General features: G+C 50.8%; 14 protein-coding genes and 1 pseudogene. 9 read left to right on the forward strand and 6 right to left on the reverse strand.

Features of this window, described 5'->3' with window-relative positions; genetic code table 11:
- Positions 1 to 14 precede the first annotated feature (14 nt).
- Complete coding sequence (locus BLU99_RS00125) at positions 15 to 1,526, forward strand: phosphatase PAP2 family protein (RefSeq protein WP_091899171.1); 1,512 nt, start codon at positions 15 to 17, stop codon at positions 1,524 to 1,526.
- Between the two features lie 47 nt (positions 1,527 to 1,573).
- Here BLU99_RS00125 and BLU99_RS00130 read toward each other — a convergent pair whose 3' ends face one another.
- Together BLU99_RS00130 and BLU99_RS00135 are read right to left on the reverse strand one after the other, a co-directional pair.
- A complete protein-coding gene (locus tag BLU99_RS00130; protein WP_091899172.1) occupies positions 1,574 to 3,187 on the reverse strand; it encodes an L-lactate permease in 1,614 nt (537 codons plus the stop codon).
- A 26-nt stretch (positions 3,188 to 3,213) separates the two neighbouring features.
- Positions 3,214 to 6,234 carry an FAD-binding and (Fe-S)-binding domain-containing protein gene (locus tag BLU99_RS00135; RefSeq protein ID WP_091899173.1) on the reverse strand — a complete coding sequence of 1,007 codons (3,021 nt, stop codon included), beginning with the start codon at positions 6,232 to 6,234 and terminating at the stop codon, positions 3,214 to 3,216.
- Positions 6,235 to 6,528: 294 nt separating this feature from the next.
- On the opposite strand from BLU99_RS00135, the gene BLU99_RS00140 reads away from it, so the two are divergent.
- Complete coding sequence (locus tag BLU99_RS00140; protein ID WP_091899174.1) at positions 6,529 to 8,649, forward strand: TonB-dependent receptor; 2,121 nt, start codon at positions 6,529 to 6,531, stop codon at positions 8,647 to 8,649.
- A gap of 34 nt (positions 8,650 to 8,683) precedes the next feature.
- On the forward strand, positions 8,684 to 9,907 hold the full coding sequence (locus tag BLU99_RS00145; protein ID WP_091899175.1) for a hypothetical protein: 1,224 nt from the start codon (positions 8,684 to 8,686) through the stop codon (positions 9,905 to 9,907).
- 89 nt (positions 9,908 to 9,996) lie between these two features.
- On the opposite strand, the gene BLU99_RS00150 is transcribed toward BLU99_RS00145, so the two are convergent.
- The 4 genes from BLU99_RS00150 to BLU99_RS00165 all read right to left on the reverse strand — a co-directional run bounded on the left by BLU99_RS00150 (position 9,997) and on the right by BLU99_RS00165 (position 13,840).
- The gene (locus tag BLU99_RS00150; protein ID WP_176770995.1) at positions 9,997 to 11,136 is read right to left on the reverse strand and encodes an alpha/beta hydrolase; all 1,140 of its coding nucleotides are present in this window, start codon (positions 11,134 to 11,136) and stop codon (positions 9,997 to 9,999) included.
- Positions 11,137 to 11,292: 156 nt separating this feature from the next.
- Positions 11,293 to 12,315 (reverse strand): carboxymuconolactone decarboxylase family protein, encoded by a 1,023-nt coding sequence (locus tag BLU99_RS00155; RefSeq protein WP_091899889.1) that lies wholly within the window; start codon positions 12,313 to 12,315, stop codon positions 11,293 to 11,295.
- 64 nt (positions 12,316 to 12,379) lie between these two features.
- Positions 12,380 to 13,225, reverse strand: coding sequence for an aldo/keto reductase (locus tag BLU99_RS00160; protein WP_091899890.1), 846 nt, complete (start codon positions 13,223 to 13,225; stop codon positions 12,380 to 12,382).
- Between the two features lie 12 nt (positions 13,226 to 13,237).
- The gene (locus tag BLU99_RS00165; RefSeq protein ID WP_091899177.1) at positions 13,238 to 13,840 is read right to left on the reverse strand and encodes a flavodoxin; all 603 of its coding nucleotides are present in this window, start codon (positions 13,838 to 13,840) and stop codon (positions 13,238 to 13,240) included.
- Positions 13,841 to 13,989: 149 nt separating this feature from the next.
- On the opposite strand from BLU99_RS00165, the gene BLU99_RS00170 reads away from it, so the two are divergent.
- The 6 genes and pseudogenes from BLU99_RS00170 to BLU99_RS00190 all read left to right on the forward strand — a co-directional run.
- Entirely contained in the window at positions 13,990 to 14,805 is an 816-nt protein-coding gene (locus tag BLU99_RS00170) for a helix-turn-helix domain-containing protein (protein WP_255397391.1), read from the forward strand.
- A 60-nt stretch (positions 14,806 to 14,865) separates the two neighbouring features.
- A complete protein-coding gene (locus BLU99_RS12205; RefSeq protein WP_176770994.1) occupies positions 14,866 to 15,009 on the forward strand; it encodes a hypothetical protein in 144 nt (47 codons plus the stop codon).
- A 28-nt stretch (positions 15,010 to 15,037) separates the two neighbouring features.
- Positions 15,038 to 15,511, forward strand: a complete 474-nt coding sequence (locus BLU99_RS00175; protein WP_091899178.1) for a GNAT family N-acetyltransferase — start codon at positions 15,038 to 15,040, stop codon at positions 15,509 to 15,511.
- 68 nt (positions 15,512 to 15,579) lie between these two features.
- Positions 15,580 to 15,993 (forward strand): secondary thiamine-phosphate synthase enzyme YjbQ, encoded by a 414-nt coding sequence (locus BLU99_RS00180; protein ID WP_091899179.1) that lies wholly within the window; start codon positions 15,580 to 15,582, stop codon positions 15,991 to 15,993.
- Between the two features lie 32 nt (positions 15,994 to 16,025).
- Entirely contained in the window at positions 16,026 to 16,403 is a 378-nt protein-coding gene (locus tag BLU99_RS00185) for an MmcQ/YjbR family DNA-binding protein (RefSeq protein WP_091899180.1), read from the forward strand.
- A gap of 110 nt (positions 16,404 to 16,513) precedes the next feature.
- Positions 16,514 to 18,187: pseudogene (locus BLU99_RS00190) on the forward strand (Na/Pi cotransporter family protein); the annotation flags it as partial.
- Between the last annotated feature and the right edge of the window lie 10 nt (positions 18,188 to 18,197).

The raw sequence follows: 18,197 nt of genomic DNA on the forward strand, positions 1-18,197 counted from the left end.
ATATGCTGTAGGATATGAGAAAAATACTTTTGTTGATATTGCCTTTCGTCTTTGTTGCATGTGAGTGCGACGATAGTAACAGGAGTTTAGCAGAGAAGGCCGACGTACTTCTTGATGAAGTGCTCAAAGAGAGTTTTAATGGTTTGATCGATGTGCGTAAGGACAGCAAGACTTATGAACATCTGCAAAAACTGACTGAAGAGGCCTTGTATCAGTCGGAAGGCAAGAGTAAGTATGCCCTGCCTTTACTCTATAAGGAGAATAACTTTCCGTCTGTGTACAATTACTACACGGGAACTCGGGGCGATAACAAGGCCGTCAAGAAGACCATGATAGGCTGGTTATGTGCCATGCAGTTATCCGAACTTGATCCGTCCAAGCGTAATGCCCTCTATAAGGCGGGATATGAGGCCGGTGGCTATGGCATGAACAGTCCTATCTACGGCTACCATTTCGATTCAGATCCCAATGTGGCACGACTGGTTGCAAGTGCTGTCTATGCGGCCTTGCATACATACTCTATGGCTAAGACTGATATCATGAGGCAGGAAGTCGGCGGCGTCCGGTATCATACGCATCTGGCAGTGATGCTCGCGGAAGAGTCGCGTAATCATGTTACCGATGATGCTTTCTATGTTGATTTGCGTAAGTTCATGGCAAGTGCTCCTGGTCCTTATGTGCCGGCATACGCGGATCGTGGCGGCATTAATCCGACCTTCCCCGACGAGAAGACGGCCAATGGCTGCTTGAAGGTGGATATGGATATCTACAACAGTATTGTCGCAGAACGGAACCTGCCGGACCAGAGAACGGTTCAAGCCATTGCCGACGAAGACAGTGATATGCGTCACATATTTGGTACGGATAAGAGGAATGTTGGAGGCATGTATGATTTCAATGCTGTATTTGGCGAGTCGACGATCGGTGAGATCATCAACCCTGAAGGGAAGATTGCGGCGCTTGTCCTTCTGGTGCAGAAGGCAGGAAATTCAGCAAGAGGCATTCTCCAACACGCAAGTCCTGCGCTTGGTCATTATGAATATGGCCGGTTAAGACCTGGCTGCTCTGAACAACAGGAAGGAAAGCGCAAGTCTGACTCGGACGACCGGTTCAATGTACTGTCTTGTTTTGTGATTGAGGACAATGACGGACATAAGGCATCGTATAGTGGTGACGGCATGGAAAAATACTACTATGATGAGAACGGCAACTGGACCGATGCGACGGTACAGTCGCCAGAGCAGTATGAGGCTCTGGGCAAGGATCTGTTGTATGCCAATTCCTACCCAAGTGGTCACGCTGCTGGAATATGGTCGGCTGCCATGACATTGATGGAACTCTATCCACAGAAGGCCGATCTGATCATGAGGGCTGCCAACGATTTCGCCGTGTCAAGGACTGTCAGTCGTTATCACTGGAATAGTGATATCATACAAGGTAGGATAATCGGAAGTGTTATGAATCCTATCTGTCGTGCGACATCTGACTACGGTGTCCTCTTCGAAGAAGCTAAAAAGGAGCGCTGACATATCTCAGCGTTCCTTTCTTTTTAGCCATGTCCAAAGGACAGCAGCTATATAACGTGCAGTCCGAGGAAGACCATCAGCCCATTCATTAGTATCCAGAAGATGGCGAAAGGTAAGGTCTTGCGCATGATATCACCATCCTGTCCCTCCATATCGCAGGCGGCAGTCGCAATGGCGATACTCTGTGGCGAGATCAGTTTTCCGCCCTCCGAACCGGCGCAGTTGGCTGCAGCTATCCAGTTGGTCTCGTTGCCGGAAACACCAAAGAAGTTGGCATCGTTCACCAGACCGAGTTGTCCGGCGGCAGCTGCCTGCAGTTTACCGAAGAGAATATTAGCCGATGTGGCCGAACCGGTGACGAACGTGCCGATGCTACCGATAAGCGGTGCGAAGAACGGGTAGGCGACGCCTGTGATGGCGACGAGTCCCGTGGCGATGGCCAGCGTCATGCCAGTGTTGTTCATCAGTGAGGCGAGGGCTACGAGACAGCAGATGGTCAGCGCCGTCTTCTGTAGGTTATAAGCCGTTTTGCCGAGCAGTTTCATCAGTCGTCCGATGCTCATTCCCTGGATGAGACCGCCAATGATGGCACCGAGGAACACCATCAGTCCGGCATTCGAGAGCCAGCTGAAAGAAAACGTGTTGCCGATGACGGGTATCTGGAACTTCGTGACAAGCGTAGACTTCAAGAGTGCGTTGATGTCCGGACAGATCTTGCTGGAGATGAGAATGAAGAAGATGATGAACCCATAGACGCTCCAGGCGCGGAAGGTCTTAGCGAAACCGAACTTCTTCTTCTCGACGTACATCACGTCATTCTCTGCGTGGTGACGGATAAATAGTTTGTTGTATATCAGCATGGCGATGATACTGCCGACACTTCCAAGGATGGCAGGCGTCTCCGGACCGAGGAACAGGGCGCATAGGAACTGGATGAGGATGGAGAACGTGCCGACGAAGAATGCCAGTGTCACGTTCTTCAAGAGCTTGGTCCTGTCGGTCATCATCAGGATAAAGAACGGTGTGATATAGAACATCAGTGAGAGCTGGATAATGATATAGGTGGAGATAGAGCAGAGCATCTCATGGCTCGCCATACCACCCGTCAATTCGCCCGCTACCTCATTGGCCAGTGTCGTTGCCGGTAGACCGACGGCACCGAAGCCCACGGCCACGGTATTGGCGACCAGACAGATAACGGCCGAGAACATCGGTTTGAAACCCAGTCCGATGAGGATGGCTGCAGGGATGGCCACAGCCGTTCCAAAGCCTGCCATACCTTCGAGCACGCCACCGAAGCCCCATGTCAGCAGGAGCACCAGCAGTCCTTTGTCACTTGTCAGTTGGATGAACTGTGCCTTGATGGTCTCGATCTCCTTCGTCTCGCACAGGATACTGTAGCTGAAGATGGCACATATGACAATCAGAATGATGGGGAAACAGGCTTTGAGAAAGCCCTCGATCACCGACCAGAAGGCAATACCGTAGATGGACGCTCCCGCATATTTCGCGGGCACGATGCCTATCGAGGGAACGACAAACAATGCCAATAAGATGGTTACAACGAGGGTAACGAGTGCACTCTTCCATCCTGACACCTTCAGACCCATCATGAGCACAAAGAGTAGTAGGATAGGGATAACAGATATGATTGCTGCCATAGTTAATATAGGTTTTGTGAATAATTCTATTTCTTGGGGGTAGTACATTCGTTGACCAGATAGATGATGCTCATGTATGGGATGCCTGTATTGGTCTCGAGTCCTATCTCACAGGTACGACTGTTACTGTAGCCTACCTCGATGGCGTTCGCTTCTATCTGCGGACGTAACTTACGTAAGCCATACTTGTTCAGTTCTGGGAAGGTGAAACCACGGTCGCCGGCAAAGCCACAGCAGCCAACACCTTCGGGCAGATAGACATTGTTACAGCAGAGTCTGGCAAGGGCTATCATGTCCTTGTCGACTCCCATCTCACGGGTAGAACAGGTGAGATGAAGGGCAATATGACGATCGATAGGGTGGAATTCGAGACGTTCTACGAGGTAGGTCATGATGAACTCTGCAGGCTCGTATAGTTTCATCTTTTTCATCACCTTACGCATGCGGTGCAGACACGGGCTTTGGGCACAGAGTACGGGGTATTTGCCGTGCTCGGATGCTTTCCATAGGGCTTCTTCGAGTTCTGCACTCTTGCGGTCGGCAATATCGAGCATACCTTTGCTTTCCCATATCTGGCCGCAGCACATGTGTTCCATGCCCTCAGGGAAGATGGTCTCATAGCCAGCCTTGGCAAGCAGATGGATCACCTCATCAACCAGTGTACGTTTGTCTTTGCTCTCTTTCGATGTACCCATCGTCTGGTTGATACAGCTGGGGAAATAGACGACCTTCAGCGGTGAGTGTTCCTCTTCTTTTTGTGGGATTCCCTTTTCGATGATAAACTGCGTGAGGTCCGACGGCTTCGGTTGACGTTTCTTCTTAGGCATGGCCGTTGTCCAGAGCGGCAGTCCCATCTTGTTCATCGTACGGCACACGTTTGTCATCAATGTCGGTCCGAGGGTGATGTGACCGAGGTGGGCCACGTCAAGCACAACACGCAGTCCCTGCTTGATGCCAGCCATGTGGTTGGCTGCAAACTCACCGATCTTATAGCCGGTAGGATTGTTGTTCATGTCCATCTGACGAATCAGGTGGGTCAGCTCGCCTGTGTTGATCTTCATCGGACACGAGGTCGAGCAGAGACCGTCGGTTGCACAGGTCTGGTCACCATAGTATTTATATTGTTTACGTAGGGTGGCGGCACGCTGGGGATCGGCACCCGTGGCTTCCAACTCGCATATCTCACGCTGTACGGCGATACGCATTCTGGAGGAAAGGGTCAAGCCGCACGACATACAGTTGACCTCGCAGAAGCCGCACTCGATACACTTGTTGGCCCGTTTCACCTGTTCGATGGTCTCCTTAGATGTGGAGAGACTGGGATCCATCAGGTAATGGCCACCGTCGGGTACCTTGTCGAAATCGAAATCAAGCACCGGTAACGGCTTCAGACATTTGATGAAGCAATCCGGATCGTCGTTGAAGATAACGCCAGGGTTCAGCAGTCCTTCCGGGTCGAAGATTTGCTTCAGCTCCTTCATGACATCATAGGCCTTGTTGCCCCACTCATACTTCACGAATGGCGCCATATTACGGCCTGTGCCATGTTCGGCCTTCAATGAGCCGTCGTAATCTTCGACAACAAGTTTGGCCACGTCGCGCATCATCTCTGCATAGCGGTTCACCTCACTCTCGCTCTTGAAACTCTGGTTAAGGATGAAGTGGTAATTGCCCTCGAAGGCATGACCATAGATACAAGCATCGCCGTAACCATGGTCGGCAATGAGCTTCTGCAACTTGACCGTTGCCTCTGGCAGACTCTCTATGGGGAAGGCCACATCCTCGATAAGGCATGATGTACCTACTGGTCTTGTGCCACCTACAGAGGGGAAGATGCCCGAGCGTATGGCCCAGTATTTACCGTAGATCTGCGGGTCTTCAGTAAACTCTAAGGGCGCATAGAGCCTGAACTGTTCCAAGCATGCCTTGATCTTCTCAATCTTTTCCAACAGTTGCTCATGGGTGATACCCTTGGTCTCGGTCAGGATAGCTGTCAGATTGTGGTAGTCGCCAGGTTCCACCCCCTCGATCCTGCCTGCATCCACATCCTCTTTGTACTGTAGGAACACGGGATCGTCGACAGCACTCAGAGACATATAGTCGAGCATCTCGGCACTTTTCACCATCAGGTTCTCTGCACTCATCGCCAGATCCTCATCGCCTGCCTTGAGCTGTTTCATGGCCACCACAGCCTCACAACTCTCCTTCATCGTGAGGAAGTATACCATTGCCGAGGCCTTGTAGGGGTAGTCACGTAGCGTTTTCATCGTTACCTCGGCGAGGAAGGCCAGCGTACCTTCTGAGCCCACCATGGCGTGGGCAATGATGTCGAAGGGGTCATCATAGGCGATCAGCGGTCGCAGGTTCAGACCTGTCACGTTTTTGATACTGTATTTCTGACGGATGCGCGATGCCAGCTCGTCGTCAGCGCGCACCTTGTCGCGCAGTTCCTCAATCCGTCTGAGAAAGTCGGGGTGACTCTTACGGAACGCCTCCTTGCTCTGTTCATCGCCTGTGTCAAGGATTGTGCCGTCAGTCAAGATAAGACGTGCCGACACCATCATACGGTCGCTGTTGGCATGAACGCCGCAGTTCATACCCGAGGCATTATTCACCACGATGCCGCCCACCATGGCCGAGCCGATGGAGGCAGGGTCGGGCGGAAACACTCGTCCGTAAGGCTTCAGGATCTCATTGACGCGTGCCCCCACGATACCAGGTTGCAGTTGGATGGTATTCAGATTCTCTCCGATCTCGTATTTCTCCCAGTGCTTGCCTGCCACGATGAGTATCGAGTCAGAGCAGCTCTGTCCTGAGAGTGAGGTGCCTGCCGCGCGGAAAGTGAAAGGCAGCCTGTGCTTACGACAGGTCTTCACGATTCTCGACAACTCCTCCTCACCGTCACTTCGGATGACGATCTGCGGAATCTGACGGTAGAAACTGGCATCCGTTCCCCATCCCAAGGTGCGCAACTCATCTGTATAGATGCGGTCTTTGCAGATAAACTGTTTGATATCTGCAAGGAATTCTTGATAGGCTGTATTCATATTCTAAAGGATTTGGCTAAAAGCAACATACGACTTATTTATTATATAGGTGTCAATAGGCCTGTTCTAGGTCAGCGATGTTGCAAATATAAGAAATAATCCGATACCATCAAAGTAATTCCTACAAAAAATAATCTCTGCCCCTTCATCTGCTCAGGGTGGGGCCTGTCCCTAATTGATAGTATCCCATAGCAGAGAGCCGTTTTCCGAATACATATTTTTAGGTATTGTAAGAAAAAAATAAACCTCGTACCTTTGCACCTCAAAAATATTAAGGTAAAAAGATTGTAAGAAATGAGGATTCAAATGATGATGTTCGTACTGACGACGGTCATGACCGTATCAGCGCAGGAGAGTGCCGATTCTGACACAAGCATCGTTTTCAACAGAGAACTGCAGGGTGTCACGGTGGTGTCACATAACACGGTACGCAAGATGCGCGAGGCAGCCATGCCAGTGACCGTGCTTGGGGTGCGCCAGCTCGAGGGAACAACTACCAGTCTTAACGATGCACTGGCCCGTACGGCAGGCATCACCGTGAGGAATACAGGTGGTGTGGGCAGTGCCTCGCGCATCTCCGTCCGTGGTCTCGAAGGCAAGCGCATGGGGGTCTATATCGATGAGGCGGCCATTGGTCAGCTGAGCGACTACATGACGCTCAACGACGTTCCCACAGATATGATCGAGCGCATCGAGATATATAAAGGTATTGTGCCATATCGTTTCGGCGGTTCTGCCCTGGGCGGTGTGGTCAATGTCGTGACCAAAGAGTATCCGCCTTTCTATCTCGACGCCAGCTACGAGATCGCCTCATTCAACACCCACAAACTCAACTTCACGTTTAAGCGGTCCAACGAAGACACGGGCCTGCAGTTTGGCATTGGCGGTTGTCTAACCTATTCCGACAATAACTACAAGATGGAACTTCTGAACCTTGGCAACCGTAAGGTGAGGCGTGACCATGACACGTTTCAGAAGATGATGATGGGTGCGTCGCTGAAAGCTACTAAGTGGTATTTTGACGAGGCGAAACTCGAACTTGTGTTCACTGGTACGAAAGCCGAGATACAGGGCATTGACAGCGATATCCGCGAGGCCTACAACCACGGCATGTCGGGTATCACCGCTCTCACGCTGAAGCGCGACAACTTCCTGTTCGACGGTCTCGACTTCGATTTCGACGGCTGCTACAGCTACGGCGAGAACGGACTGAAAGACGATGCTATGTACCGTTATGACTGGGACGGTCACCGTTATCCTGCCGTCTCGCCCTATGGCGGTGAACAGGGCTCTTATGCCTCCGACTCAAAGAACCATACCCACGACTTGGCAAGTAAGCTGAACCTGAACTACCTGTTGAACGAGCACCATGCTTTCAATATCAACCTGTATGCTACCCACACGCGTCAGAACCCCAAGAACGAGCTGATGGACAAGAGCTTTGGCTATCAGACCAACTTCCCCAGTCATATGAGCAGTTTCACGGTGGGTCTTTCCTACGATCTGACGCTCTTTGGCGGTCGCTTTATGAGTGCAACCACACTGAAGAACTTCAGCTACTCCTCCCGCACCCGTGTGCTGGAATATACCTTTATCAACAATCCCACCAGCATCAGTCTGCATCGTAACTACTGGGGTGCCAGTGAGGCTCTGCGCTATAAGCTCACCAAAGAGCTCATGGCAAAGGTGTCGCTCAGTTCCGAGGTGCGCATCCCCACGGCTGAGGAACTCACAGGCAACGGCTACTCCATACTGCCCGCCACCAATCTCGAGCCCGAGCGTTGCAAAGGTATCAATGCCGGATTCATCTACCACCGTCCCAGTGACTACGGCTTTATCGAGGTCGAGGCTAACTATTTCTGGAATCAGCTCGATAATATGATCCGCTATCAGGCTGATATGATACCCTCGATGGCGCGCTATGCTAACTTCGGCAAGGTGGTGACCAACGGCGTCGATAGTGAGGTGAAGGGCGACGCCACCCCTTTCCTGTATTTCTACATCAATGCCACCTATCAGAACCTGCGCGACAAACGTAAGTTCGAGGTTGGTTCGACGGCTGCCAACCCCACCTACAACAAACGCATGCCTAACATCCCTTACTTCTTGGCAAACGCAGGTTTCGAACTACACAAGGAGAACCTCTTTGGTGGCCGCGCACAGAACAGCCGCCTGTTGGTCGATGCGTCGTATATCCACAAATATTTCTACGACTTCGAGATGAGTCGCTACCAGGACCGTAAGATCCCCACTTCGCTCACCTTCGATGCCGGCATCGAGCATAGTTTCCAGAATAACCGCTGGACACTGACGTTCAAGGTGAAGAACCTCACCGACCGTGTGGTCTATTCCGACCTGAACCGCCCTCTGCCTGGTCGTAATGTCGCCTTCAAGGTGAAATACATTCTGAAATAACCAGTTTTTATCACATTAATAAATCTATAGAAACATGAACTTCAAGCATTTGATTTGGGTCGCAGCGTTGGCACTCACCATGACCGCCTGCGACGATGACGATGTCAACCGCAAGGACGACAACACCGCAGCAGGTAAGATCCTGTTCTCCACCACCGTTACCAACCCCTCAGGCGATAGCGGCAGCGGCTATCTGCAGGCCGTAGGCCAGCTCGATGGAGGTGTCAGCTACTCTAATGCCAACGCTATCCCACTGGGTTTCGGCTCGTATCCCTGTGTCTGCAAGAGCGGCAATATCTACGTGTTCCCTGACTATATGGGAGGTACGGAACTGAAACTGCGCCGCTATGTGCTCAATGCCGACAACCAGTTGGAACTCAAGGGTTCTATGATGCTCCCGGCCAACTCCAGTGCGGCCATCGTTGTTGAGGCCAGTCAGGAGAAGGCCTATATCTGCTGTCAGAGCCTTGATCTGATCATCGTGTTCAACCCCGAGACGATGACCGAGACAGGGCGTATTGATGTCTCCAGCCTGCACAATGAGGGTGTCTCGGCCTATCCTGGTGCCCTATATATCCGCGATGGCATCCTCTACGTCGCCCTCGAGCAGTACAACTCGCAGTGGATGCCTAGCGAGAACGCCCTCGAGATGGCCCTCTACAACGTGGCCGATGACCAGTTCATCAAGAAGATACGTAACACCTCACTGGGGCTCTGCGGTCCCACACGTCCTATCGATAACCACTCCATCTTCGAGGACGAGCAGGGCGACCTCTATATCAACTGTACAGGCTCGTTCGGCTATATCCCAGGCCTCAATTCCGGTATCGCCCGCATTAAGAAGGGCCAGACCGAATTTGACGAGACCTATAGTATCAAATTCTCCACCGAGAAAGTCAGCGGCCTGAGTTGCGACTATGTGAATGTGCTGATGATGTGCCGCTATGCCGGCAACGGAAAGATGTACGCCTACGGCTTCGCGCCAGCGCTTGACCCCACCAATACCAACACCTTCACGGCTCGTATCGGAGTGGCGCTCTTGGTCGATCTCTACCAGAAGACCATAAAGGTCATCGACGGACTGCCACGGTCCAACGGTCACGGTGTGGCTATGGGACGTCATGGTAATAAGATGGTATTCGGCTCAGCCAACGACGCATATAATGGTTTCTCGACCGTCGACATCAACACGGGTGAGGTAGAGACCAAGGTTGCTACTGTCGAAGGCTTCCCCTCATTCTTCTACAGTTTCGAGTAAGTGGTGATTTTAAAAGTGTTGTCCCCTGAAGGCATCTGCCTCCAGGGGACATTTTTTCTCTTTTGATGGTCGCCATATGGTAGAAAGTATCATTTGAGATGCTCTGTAAAAAAGTCGGCTAAAGTGTCCCAGGGAATCATGTTTTTGGGCTGTCCCTTGACCTTCGGTCGAGCTTGTTTCTCTTCGTAGCCGCCATCGTAGAGATCACAATGAGTGGCATCGGGGATGATGAGCAGATGCTTGTTCTCAGGGTTGGGATTGGGTTCGCCAACAAACTTGTAGCCATCGGCCTTGCCATCTACCATATAGTGATAGGCTGCCTCGCCAAAGTAACGCGAGTGTGCGTTAGCACCATGCATCACGAGAACAGCAGAGCGGATCTCGTTGATATAATAGAGGAAACGATTATTGGCATAGGCCTGTGTGCCGATGACGCGCCACCCGTCGTTCGAGTTGCCTGAACGGGCATGATAGCCACGTGGAGTCTTGTAATAATCGTAGTAGTCGTGGACGAAGTTGGGAGCCTGTGGGGGCACGCTATCCAGCACACCGCCAGCCATCGCGCTGGGGTCGGCGAGACGCTGCTTGGACAGATTCTCACGGTTCCTATGACGCCATTGTTCATTGTCGAGAGCATCGTTATAGTCGTTGCCACTGACGCGCGTCATATCATACATCGTTGAGGCTACGGTAGCCTTGATGCGCGTGTCGGCAGCGGCAGCATTCAGGGCGATTCCACCCCAACCGCAGATGCCGATGATGCCAATCTTCTCGGCATCCACATTATCCTGCTTAGACAAGAAATCGACGGCAGCCATGAAGTCTTCCGTATTGATGTCGGGCGAAGCCGTACGACGCGGTTCACCGCTACTTTCTCCTGTATAGGAAGGGTCGAAGGCCAGTGTTACAAAACCACGCTCCGCCATCTTCATGGCATAGAGTCCGCTCGACTGCTCTTTCACGGCTCCAAAGGGACCAGAGACCGCAATGGCTGCCTGTTTGCCTTCAGCATCCTTTGGCGTATAGAGGTCGGCCGCCAGTGTCAGACCGTATTGTGTCTGAAACGTCACCTTGCGGTGGTTCACTTTCTCACTCAGCGGGAATACCTTGTCCCACTCCTGTGTCAAATTCAGTGTCGTCATATTTTCTTCCGTTTTAGTTCGTTCTTTGTTTGTGCAAGCTGTGAGCATACCTCCCACCAGCGCTGCTGCTAATAATATTTTTTTCATATGTTTTTTTTACCATTCATAATATATATCCCCTTCGACGGATGTTCCGTTCTCTGTCCATTCTGCGAATAGTAAGCACCATGTTCTGTGGTTGTGCTTTTGGTGTTGCTGATGCTTGTGGCATCTGCTGTCAACGACTGTGTGATGCAGATATTACTATAGCGAGTTATACACTTCATCTGTCACAGGTTCACACCACTCGTTGCTTGCTCCATTCTGTACATCTTTATGATACGTCAGATGCTGGAACCACGAATCTTTCTGCGCTCCGTGCCAGTGTTTCACCTCGGCAGGGATGGCGATGATGGTGCCGGGAGTCAGCTCTTGCGGCTTCTTGCCCCATTCCTGATACCAACCGCGACCTGCAACGCAAATCAATACCTGCACCTGCTTGTGGTGGATGTGCCAGTTGTTGCGGCAGCGGGGCTCGAAAGTGACATTGGTCATACCATCCTCCATCTGGGCCAGATAGCTGTTGCCGACAAAGAACTGGGCGTATGCTGTGTTGGGCTCACCCTTGGGCCAGACCGAGAAATCAACGGTCTGCACAGGACTATGGTCCTGTCCGAAGACTGTAGCTAGTGCACAACGAAGCCGTTCAGCTTCGGCTGTTCCTATTTTTGTTTCGAGCAATGCTGGCATCTCCATGAGTACCTCATCGCTGACTCCCATGTTTCTGGCTCCTGACACATGGGCTTGCAGTTGTGGTTCGCAGCCAGGTAGGGCAGAGATGGCCGCAATCGTAATGATCTCACGATCGGCAAACGTCAGGTTGTTGCGAGCGAAGATATCACCAAAAAGGTGCGCCTTCAGATAGTAGTCGGTCTGTGGGGCAAAGGTGTAAGTAAAAGGTTGCCCTCCGCAGAGCCTGGTCTGCACTTCAGTACCCTGCTTCAGTGCATTGTAGTCTTTCGGTTGTGGGTCGGCCTCGCGGCCTTCATCTATTCGCAGTCCTGCCTCTGTGCGTTCTTTGATGACCTGTTGCAAGGCGCCTAGTGCGTTCAGTGAACGCGGAAAACCTGTGTAAGCATAGAGCTGAGACAGAGCCTCTTTGGACTCGTTCACGGTCAGTCCCTGTTCAAGTCCGTCGTTCAAGGCTGCTTTAAGTCCCTTGATGTCTCCCTTGGCTTCGTTGGCTGCTATAGTTACGAGTGCCTGTTGTTTTATTGATAGTGTCATATCCTGTGAAGATGCTGTTGTGGCAAACATGGATGCCAATATTAGAAGAATTTGTTTCATAGAGTTATCCGTAATTTTGGATGAGATATTTCACGAACTGTGGGTCACCGAAATTTCTGGTACCTGCGTCGTGCTGGTTCATAGCGGCAATCTGAGCCATATCGTCATCACTCAGCGAGAAGTCGAAGATGTCGATGTTCTGCGCCATGCGCTCCTTATGGCTCGACTTGGGAATGGCCACGATGCCGCGCTGGGTAAGCCAACGAAGAGCTACCTGAGCAGCTGTCTTATTGTACTTGGCACCGATAGTAGCCAGCAATTCACTCTTCACGATGCCGTCCGTGCCTTGTCCACCGAGCGGGTACCAGGCCATCATCTTAGTGCCAAATTCGCCATGAACAGGCTCTATTCCTGTTTGCTGAGAGAGGGTATTGCACTCCAACTGGTTCACCATCGGCTTCACCTCCACATAGTGGGCAAAGTCGAAGAAGCGGCCAGCCTGGAAGTTGCTCACGCCGATGGCGCGAACCTTACCAGCACGATAGGCCTTCTCCATTGCCCGCCATGTGCCGAACACGTCGCCATAGGCCTGATGGATGAGCAGCAGATCGATATATTCCGTCTGCAACTTGCGCAGGCTTTCATCGATGCTTTTGGCTGCTTTCTCTTCACCGGCATTGGATATCCAAACCTTCGTCACCAAGAACAGATCCTCGCGCTTCAGTCCACTCTTGCGCCAGGCATTGCCCACACCTTCTTCGTTCTGGTAGGCCTGTGCCGTATCTATCAGGCGATAGCCTACGCTCAAAGCATCCGTCACGCAACGCTCACACTCGTCAGGGCTTACCAGAAACACACCGTAGCCCAAAGTCGGCATCTGAACGCCGTTATATAGTTTAATGTACTCCATCATTTTCTGTTCTTAGTATCCAAGTCCTTTAATCCATTTTTCTACTTTCGCCCGTTCTGTGCGCACCTCGTGACCGTAGATACTAAAGCCCTTCTGAACGTAAGCATCAGGGAAGGCTTCTTTTACGTCCTCTACGCAATTGGCCAGTCCGCTACCCTCATGGGTGGTAAAGGGAATAATGGTCTTGCCCTTGAGGTGGTTCGCATGCTTCTTGAAGAAGGTAAACATCACCTGCGGATAGGTGCCCCACCATACGGGACCGCCGATGAACACGGTGTCGTAGGGAGTTAAGTCCACATCTCCTTCATACTCGGGCATTTCGCCATTCTTGGCTTCTTCCTGTGCCAGTTTGATGAGCGGGGTATAAGCCATGCCGTCATACTTGTGGGTTACAATTTCGAACTGCTCTGCACCCGTCAGTTCCGTGATGTAATCGGCCACAATCTTCGTGTTGCCCACCTCGATGTTTCCTACTGCATAGTTGTCTCCTGCATGTGAGAAAAACACCACAATACTCTTACCTTTTTCCATAACTTTCTCCTGTTTTGTGCCGCCACTGCATGCCGTTGATACAAACAGTGCTATGGTAGCCGTGATGATACTCTTGATGTTCATTGTTGTTTGTAGCTTGATTCCGATGGCAAAGTTACGATAATTGCTCTATACTTATGTTTCACAAAATACGTCACGATTTTCACTTTTTGCATAAATCGTTCGTTTTTGTTTAAAATATAATGTACTTTTGCATTGTTAAATCATGCAATATGAAGATGGACTTTCACTATTCCACAGATTTCTTTGGGATGAATGCCCCAGAGTTGAGTCATACCTGTATGCATCTGCTCTGTACGGCAGGGGAGGGAAGCTTTGTGTTCAATGAGCGCTGCTACCACATTACGAAGAATGATCTGGTGGTGACACCAACACCTGGGAGGGTGAGGAACCTGGCTGCGCATACTGGCATGAAAGTGGAATGGTTCGCAGCTGATAATAGATTGCTGCAGAATCTTTTGCCATCGAACAACTATAGTATCGGTGGAAGTATCTCGTTGAGTCAGGACCCTGTTATCAGACTTACCGACGAGCAGGCACAGCATCTGTTGCAGGACTTCCACCGTCTGCGCGACCGCATGGAAGACCGTCACCTGCAGTTCTATCGTGAACTGATGGGAAGTCTCTGTCTGACGATGATGTACGACATCTTCGAGGCACATGCCCAACGCGATGCCTCTGACACGCATACCGACCGTACGACCTATATCGTGAAACAGCTGATGGCTCTGCTTGCCACGGGCATCAGTCGTACGGAGCGTGATGTGAGCTACTATGCCGAGCGACTGAACGTGTCGCCCAAATACCTGTCGGCCACGATCAAGCGTGTGACGGGCCGTAGCGTCACCTCGTATATCGATCGTCACACCATACCCATCCTAAAAGACTATTTGAATAATGAACGGCTGTCGCTCACCCAGATTGCCGACAGCATGAATTTCTCGTCGCTCTCTTACTTCAGCCGTTATTGCTCGAAACACCTGGGGCAGTCGCCTAGTGAGTACAGACAAAGTCTTCAGCCGAAGTGATGGGCGGTTTGCATCAGTGGTATCAGCTTATTAACAATCAATTAATGAATGATGGCTTATATGAATAGATTTACCCAGTCGGATGACTATCGGCGCGATGAACTGATCCGCATCATCGAGCACGCTATTGAGAAACTGACTTTATCGGAGTTGGAGGCATTGTATTACGATATGTCTACCAAGGCCTATATCAACGACCTTTAACCCATGTGATTTGAAAAGAAAGGGATATATGATCAGAAAAGCAAATAAAAACGATATCGGACGCATCATCGATTTGTTGCATCAGGTGGATATGGTGCATCATCGGATACGCCCTGACCTGTTTAAGCCCAATACGACGAAGTATAATGAGCAGGAACTGGAAGCACTCTTCGGTGACGACAGTAAGCCCGTGTTCGTGTATGACGACGGGGAGGTGCTGGGGCACGCCTTTTGTGTGGTGACAGAGGTGAAGGGCCATCATCTGCTGCAGGATGTCAAGACATTGTATATCGATGATATCTGTGTCGATGAGAAAGCCCGTGGCAAACATGTTGGGAAGGCACTCTATGAGTATGTACGTGACTATGCCAAATCAATCGACTGTCATCATATCACGCTCAACGTCTGGGAGGGGAACGAGCCGGCCTGTGCTTTTTACAGGAACATGGGGATGCAGGTGCAGAAGACCACTATGGAGATGATGATCGACCAGACGTCATAGTTCCGCCGCATGAGGTGATACGTAGGTAAGATCAATGAAATGAGAGAACCAGACAGGAATATAAGTATATGGTACAGCAGATTGAAATAACCCTGAAGCCGAAGCATAGAGGCTTCCACTTGGTGACGAGTGAGATTATGAGCCAGTTGCCAAAGTTACCGAAGACGGGAATCATGAACATCTTCACGCAACATACCAGTTGTGGACTAAGTATCAATGAGAACTGCGATCCAGATGTGCGTGTGGATATGGAAACCATCTTCAACCGTCTGGTTCCGGAGAACAGACCGGAATATGAACACACATTGGAAGGGGCCGATGACATGCCTGCCCACGCCAAGTCAACGTTGAGCGGTGTCAGCATCACCATTCCCATCACCGATGGTCGTCTGAACCTCGGCACCTGGCAAGGCATATATTTTTGTGAGTATCGGAATTACGGCGGTTCAAGACGATTGGTTGTGACCATCATCGGAGAATAGCATTTTTTTTGTTATGAATGATTATTTGAGTTATGAATATAGAACAAGTACGGGAATACGCGTTGTCGCTTTACGGTGTAACAGAAGACCAACCGTTTGGCGATGATATTATCACCTTCCGCCTGGAGGGCAAGATCTTTCTCTGTCTTTCCTTAGGCAGTGAGAATGATGATATGAAAGACTCTGCCCCAAGACTGGCATTGAAGTTGTTGCCAGCCAGGAATGAGGAACTAAGGGAACAATGTCCGGCCGTGACACCAGCCTGGCATTGGAATAAGAAGCATTGGAGCGATGTCTATTATGAACAAGTGGAGGACACGCTTGTGAAAGCATGGATAAAAGAGTCGTATCACCTGGTCGCATCTAAACTCCCCAAAGCTGTTCGACAGAAATACGAGTGTCCAACTTGAATGATTGCTTAACAAATCTTATAAAATGTAAGTCGTAACCGAATTGTAACCACCATTTTTGGTGTGTATGACTTTGTTTTTTGTATCTTTGCAGAAAAATAAGCAAGGATATGACGATGGGGTTGTTTTTCAGATTGCTTGGTTCGCTGGCATTGCTTATCTATGGTATGAAGACGATGAGCGACGCCTTGCAGAAAATGGCGGGACCAAGTTTAAGACACATATTAGCCCGTATGACAGGCAATCGGCTGAGTGGCATGCTGACAGGAACGATGGTGACTTGCGCCGTGCAGTCGTCGTCGGCCACAACGGTCATGACGGTCTCGTTTGTCTCAGCAGGACTGCTCACGCTGGCGCAGGCCATATCAGTCATCATGGGTGCCAACATCGGCACGACACTCACGGCATGGATCATGTCGTTGGGATATAATCTTGACCTGACCGCAGTTGTGTTTCCTGCTTTCTTCATCGGCATGGTACTCATTTATAAGAAACACCACCGAGTCGCGGGTGATTTTCTTTTCGGACTGGCTTTCCTTTTCTGGTCGCTGGTTATGCTGAGCAGTGTGGGGCGCGATATGGATCTGGCCCATAATGACGATGTCGTTAACTTCTTCGCCTCATTCGACACAGGCAGCTATCTCACGATCCTTGCTTTTCTGGCGGCCGGCACTGTTATCACCTGTGTGGTACAGTCATCGGCAGCAGTGATGGCTATCACCATCCTCCTATGCTCTACGGGGGTGTTGCCCATCTATATGGGTGTTGCCCTGGTGATGGGCGAGAACATCGGCACGACAGCCACAGCCAATCTTGCAGCCCTTGGTGCTGGTACAGAGGCACGACGGGCGGCACTGGCCCATCTGTTGTTCAACGTGTTTGGCGTCGTGTGGGTATTGGCTGTATTCTATCCCTTTGTCGATATGGTGTGCAGACTCGTCGGCTATACTCCCTCTATGTCTGGACAGGCCGAGCGGATACCTGTCGTGCTCGCCATGTTTCACACTTGCTTTAATGTGCTGAACACGATGTTGCTCATCGGGTTGATTCCCCAGATGGAACGCCTTGTCTGTAGGATCCTTCCTGACATGGCAGTGGCGGAGAAACAGCCTACCACGCTGCACTTCATCAGTGGCGGTGTGATGCAGACTCCTGAGATTGCCATACTTCAGGCGCAGAAGGAAATCGTTCATTTCTCTGAACGTATGCACAGTATGTTTGGGATGGCATGCGCTCTGATAGACGAGACGGATAAGAAAGAGATAGAGAGTCAGTATGCGCGTATCGAACGCTATGAGACCATAGCTGACAACATGGAGATTGAGATCGCAAAATATCTGGAACAGGTGGGCAATGAGCATCTATCGGACGATTCAAAAGAAAAGACACGTATCATGCTTCGCCAGATTGGTGAACTGGAATCTATCGGTGATGCCTGTTATAAGATTGCCCGCACTGTGCGCCATCTACGCGAAGACAAGGAGGACTTTACTGCTGGTCAATATGACAGGATGCACGACTTGCTACGACTGGTGAACGAGGCGCTCGTGCAGATGATTGTCGTGGTGAGCGGACGGCGTAATGACCTCTCTTTGGCAGACTCTCTTTCCATCGAGGACGACATCAATGAGCTTCGCAACCAACTCAGGAGCGAGACGGTGATGGGGGTTAACTCGCATCAGTATTCCTATGCACTTGGTACGTTCTATAATGATATCGTATCCGACTGCGAGAAAATCGGCGACTATGTCATGAATATCGTTGAAGCCCGTCTGGGTAAGCGCCTGCTCAGCT

Origin of the sequence: Prevotella sp. lc2012, from assembly GCF_900107065.1 — a bacterium.
In the GTDB taxonomy this organism is placed as follows: Bacteria; Bacteroidota; Bacteroidia; order Bacteroidales; family Bacteroidaceae; genus Prevotella.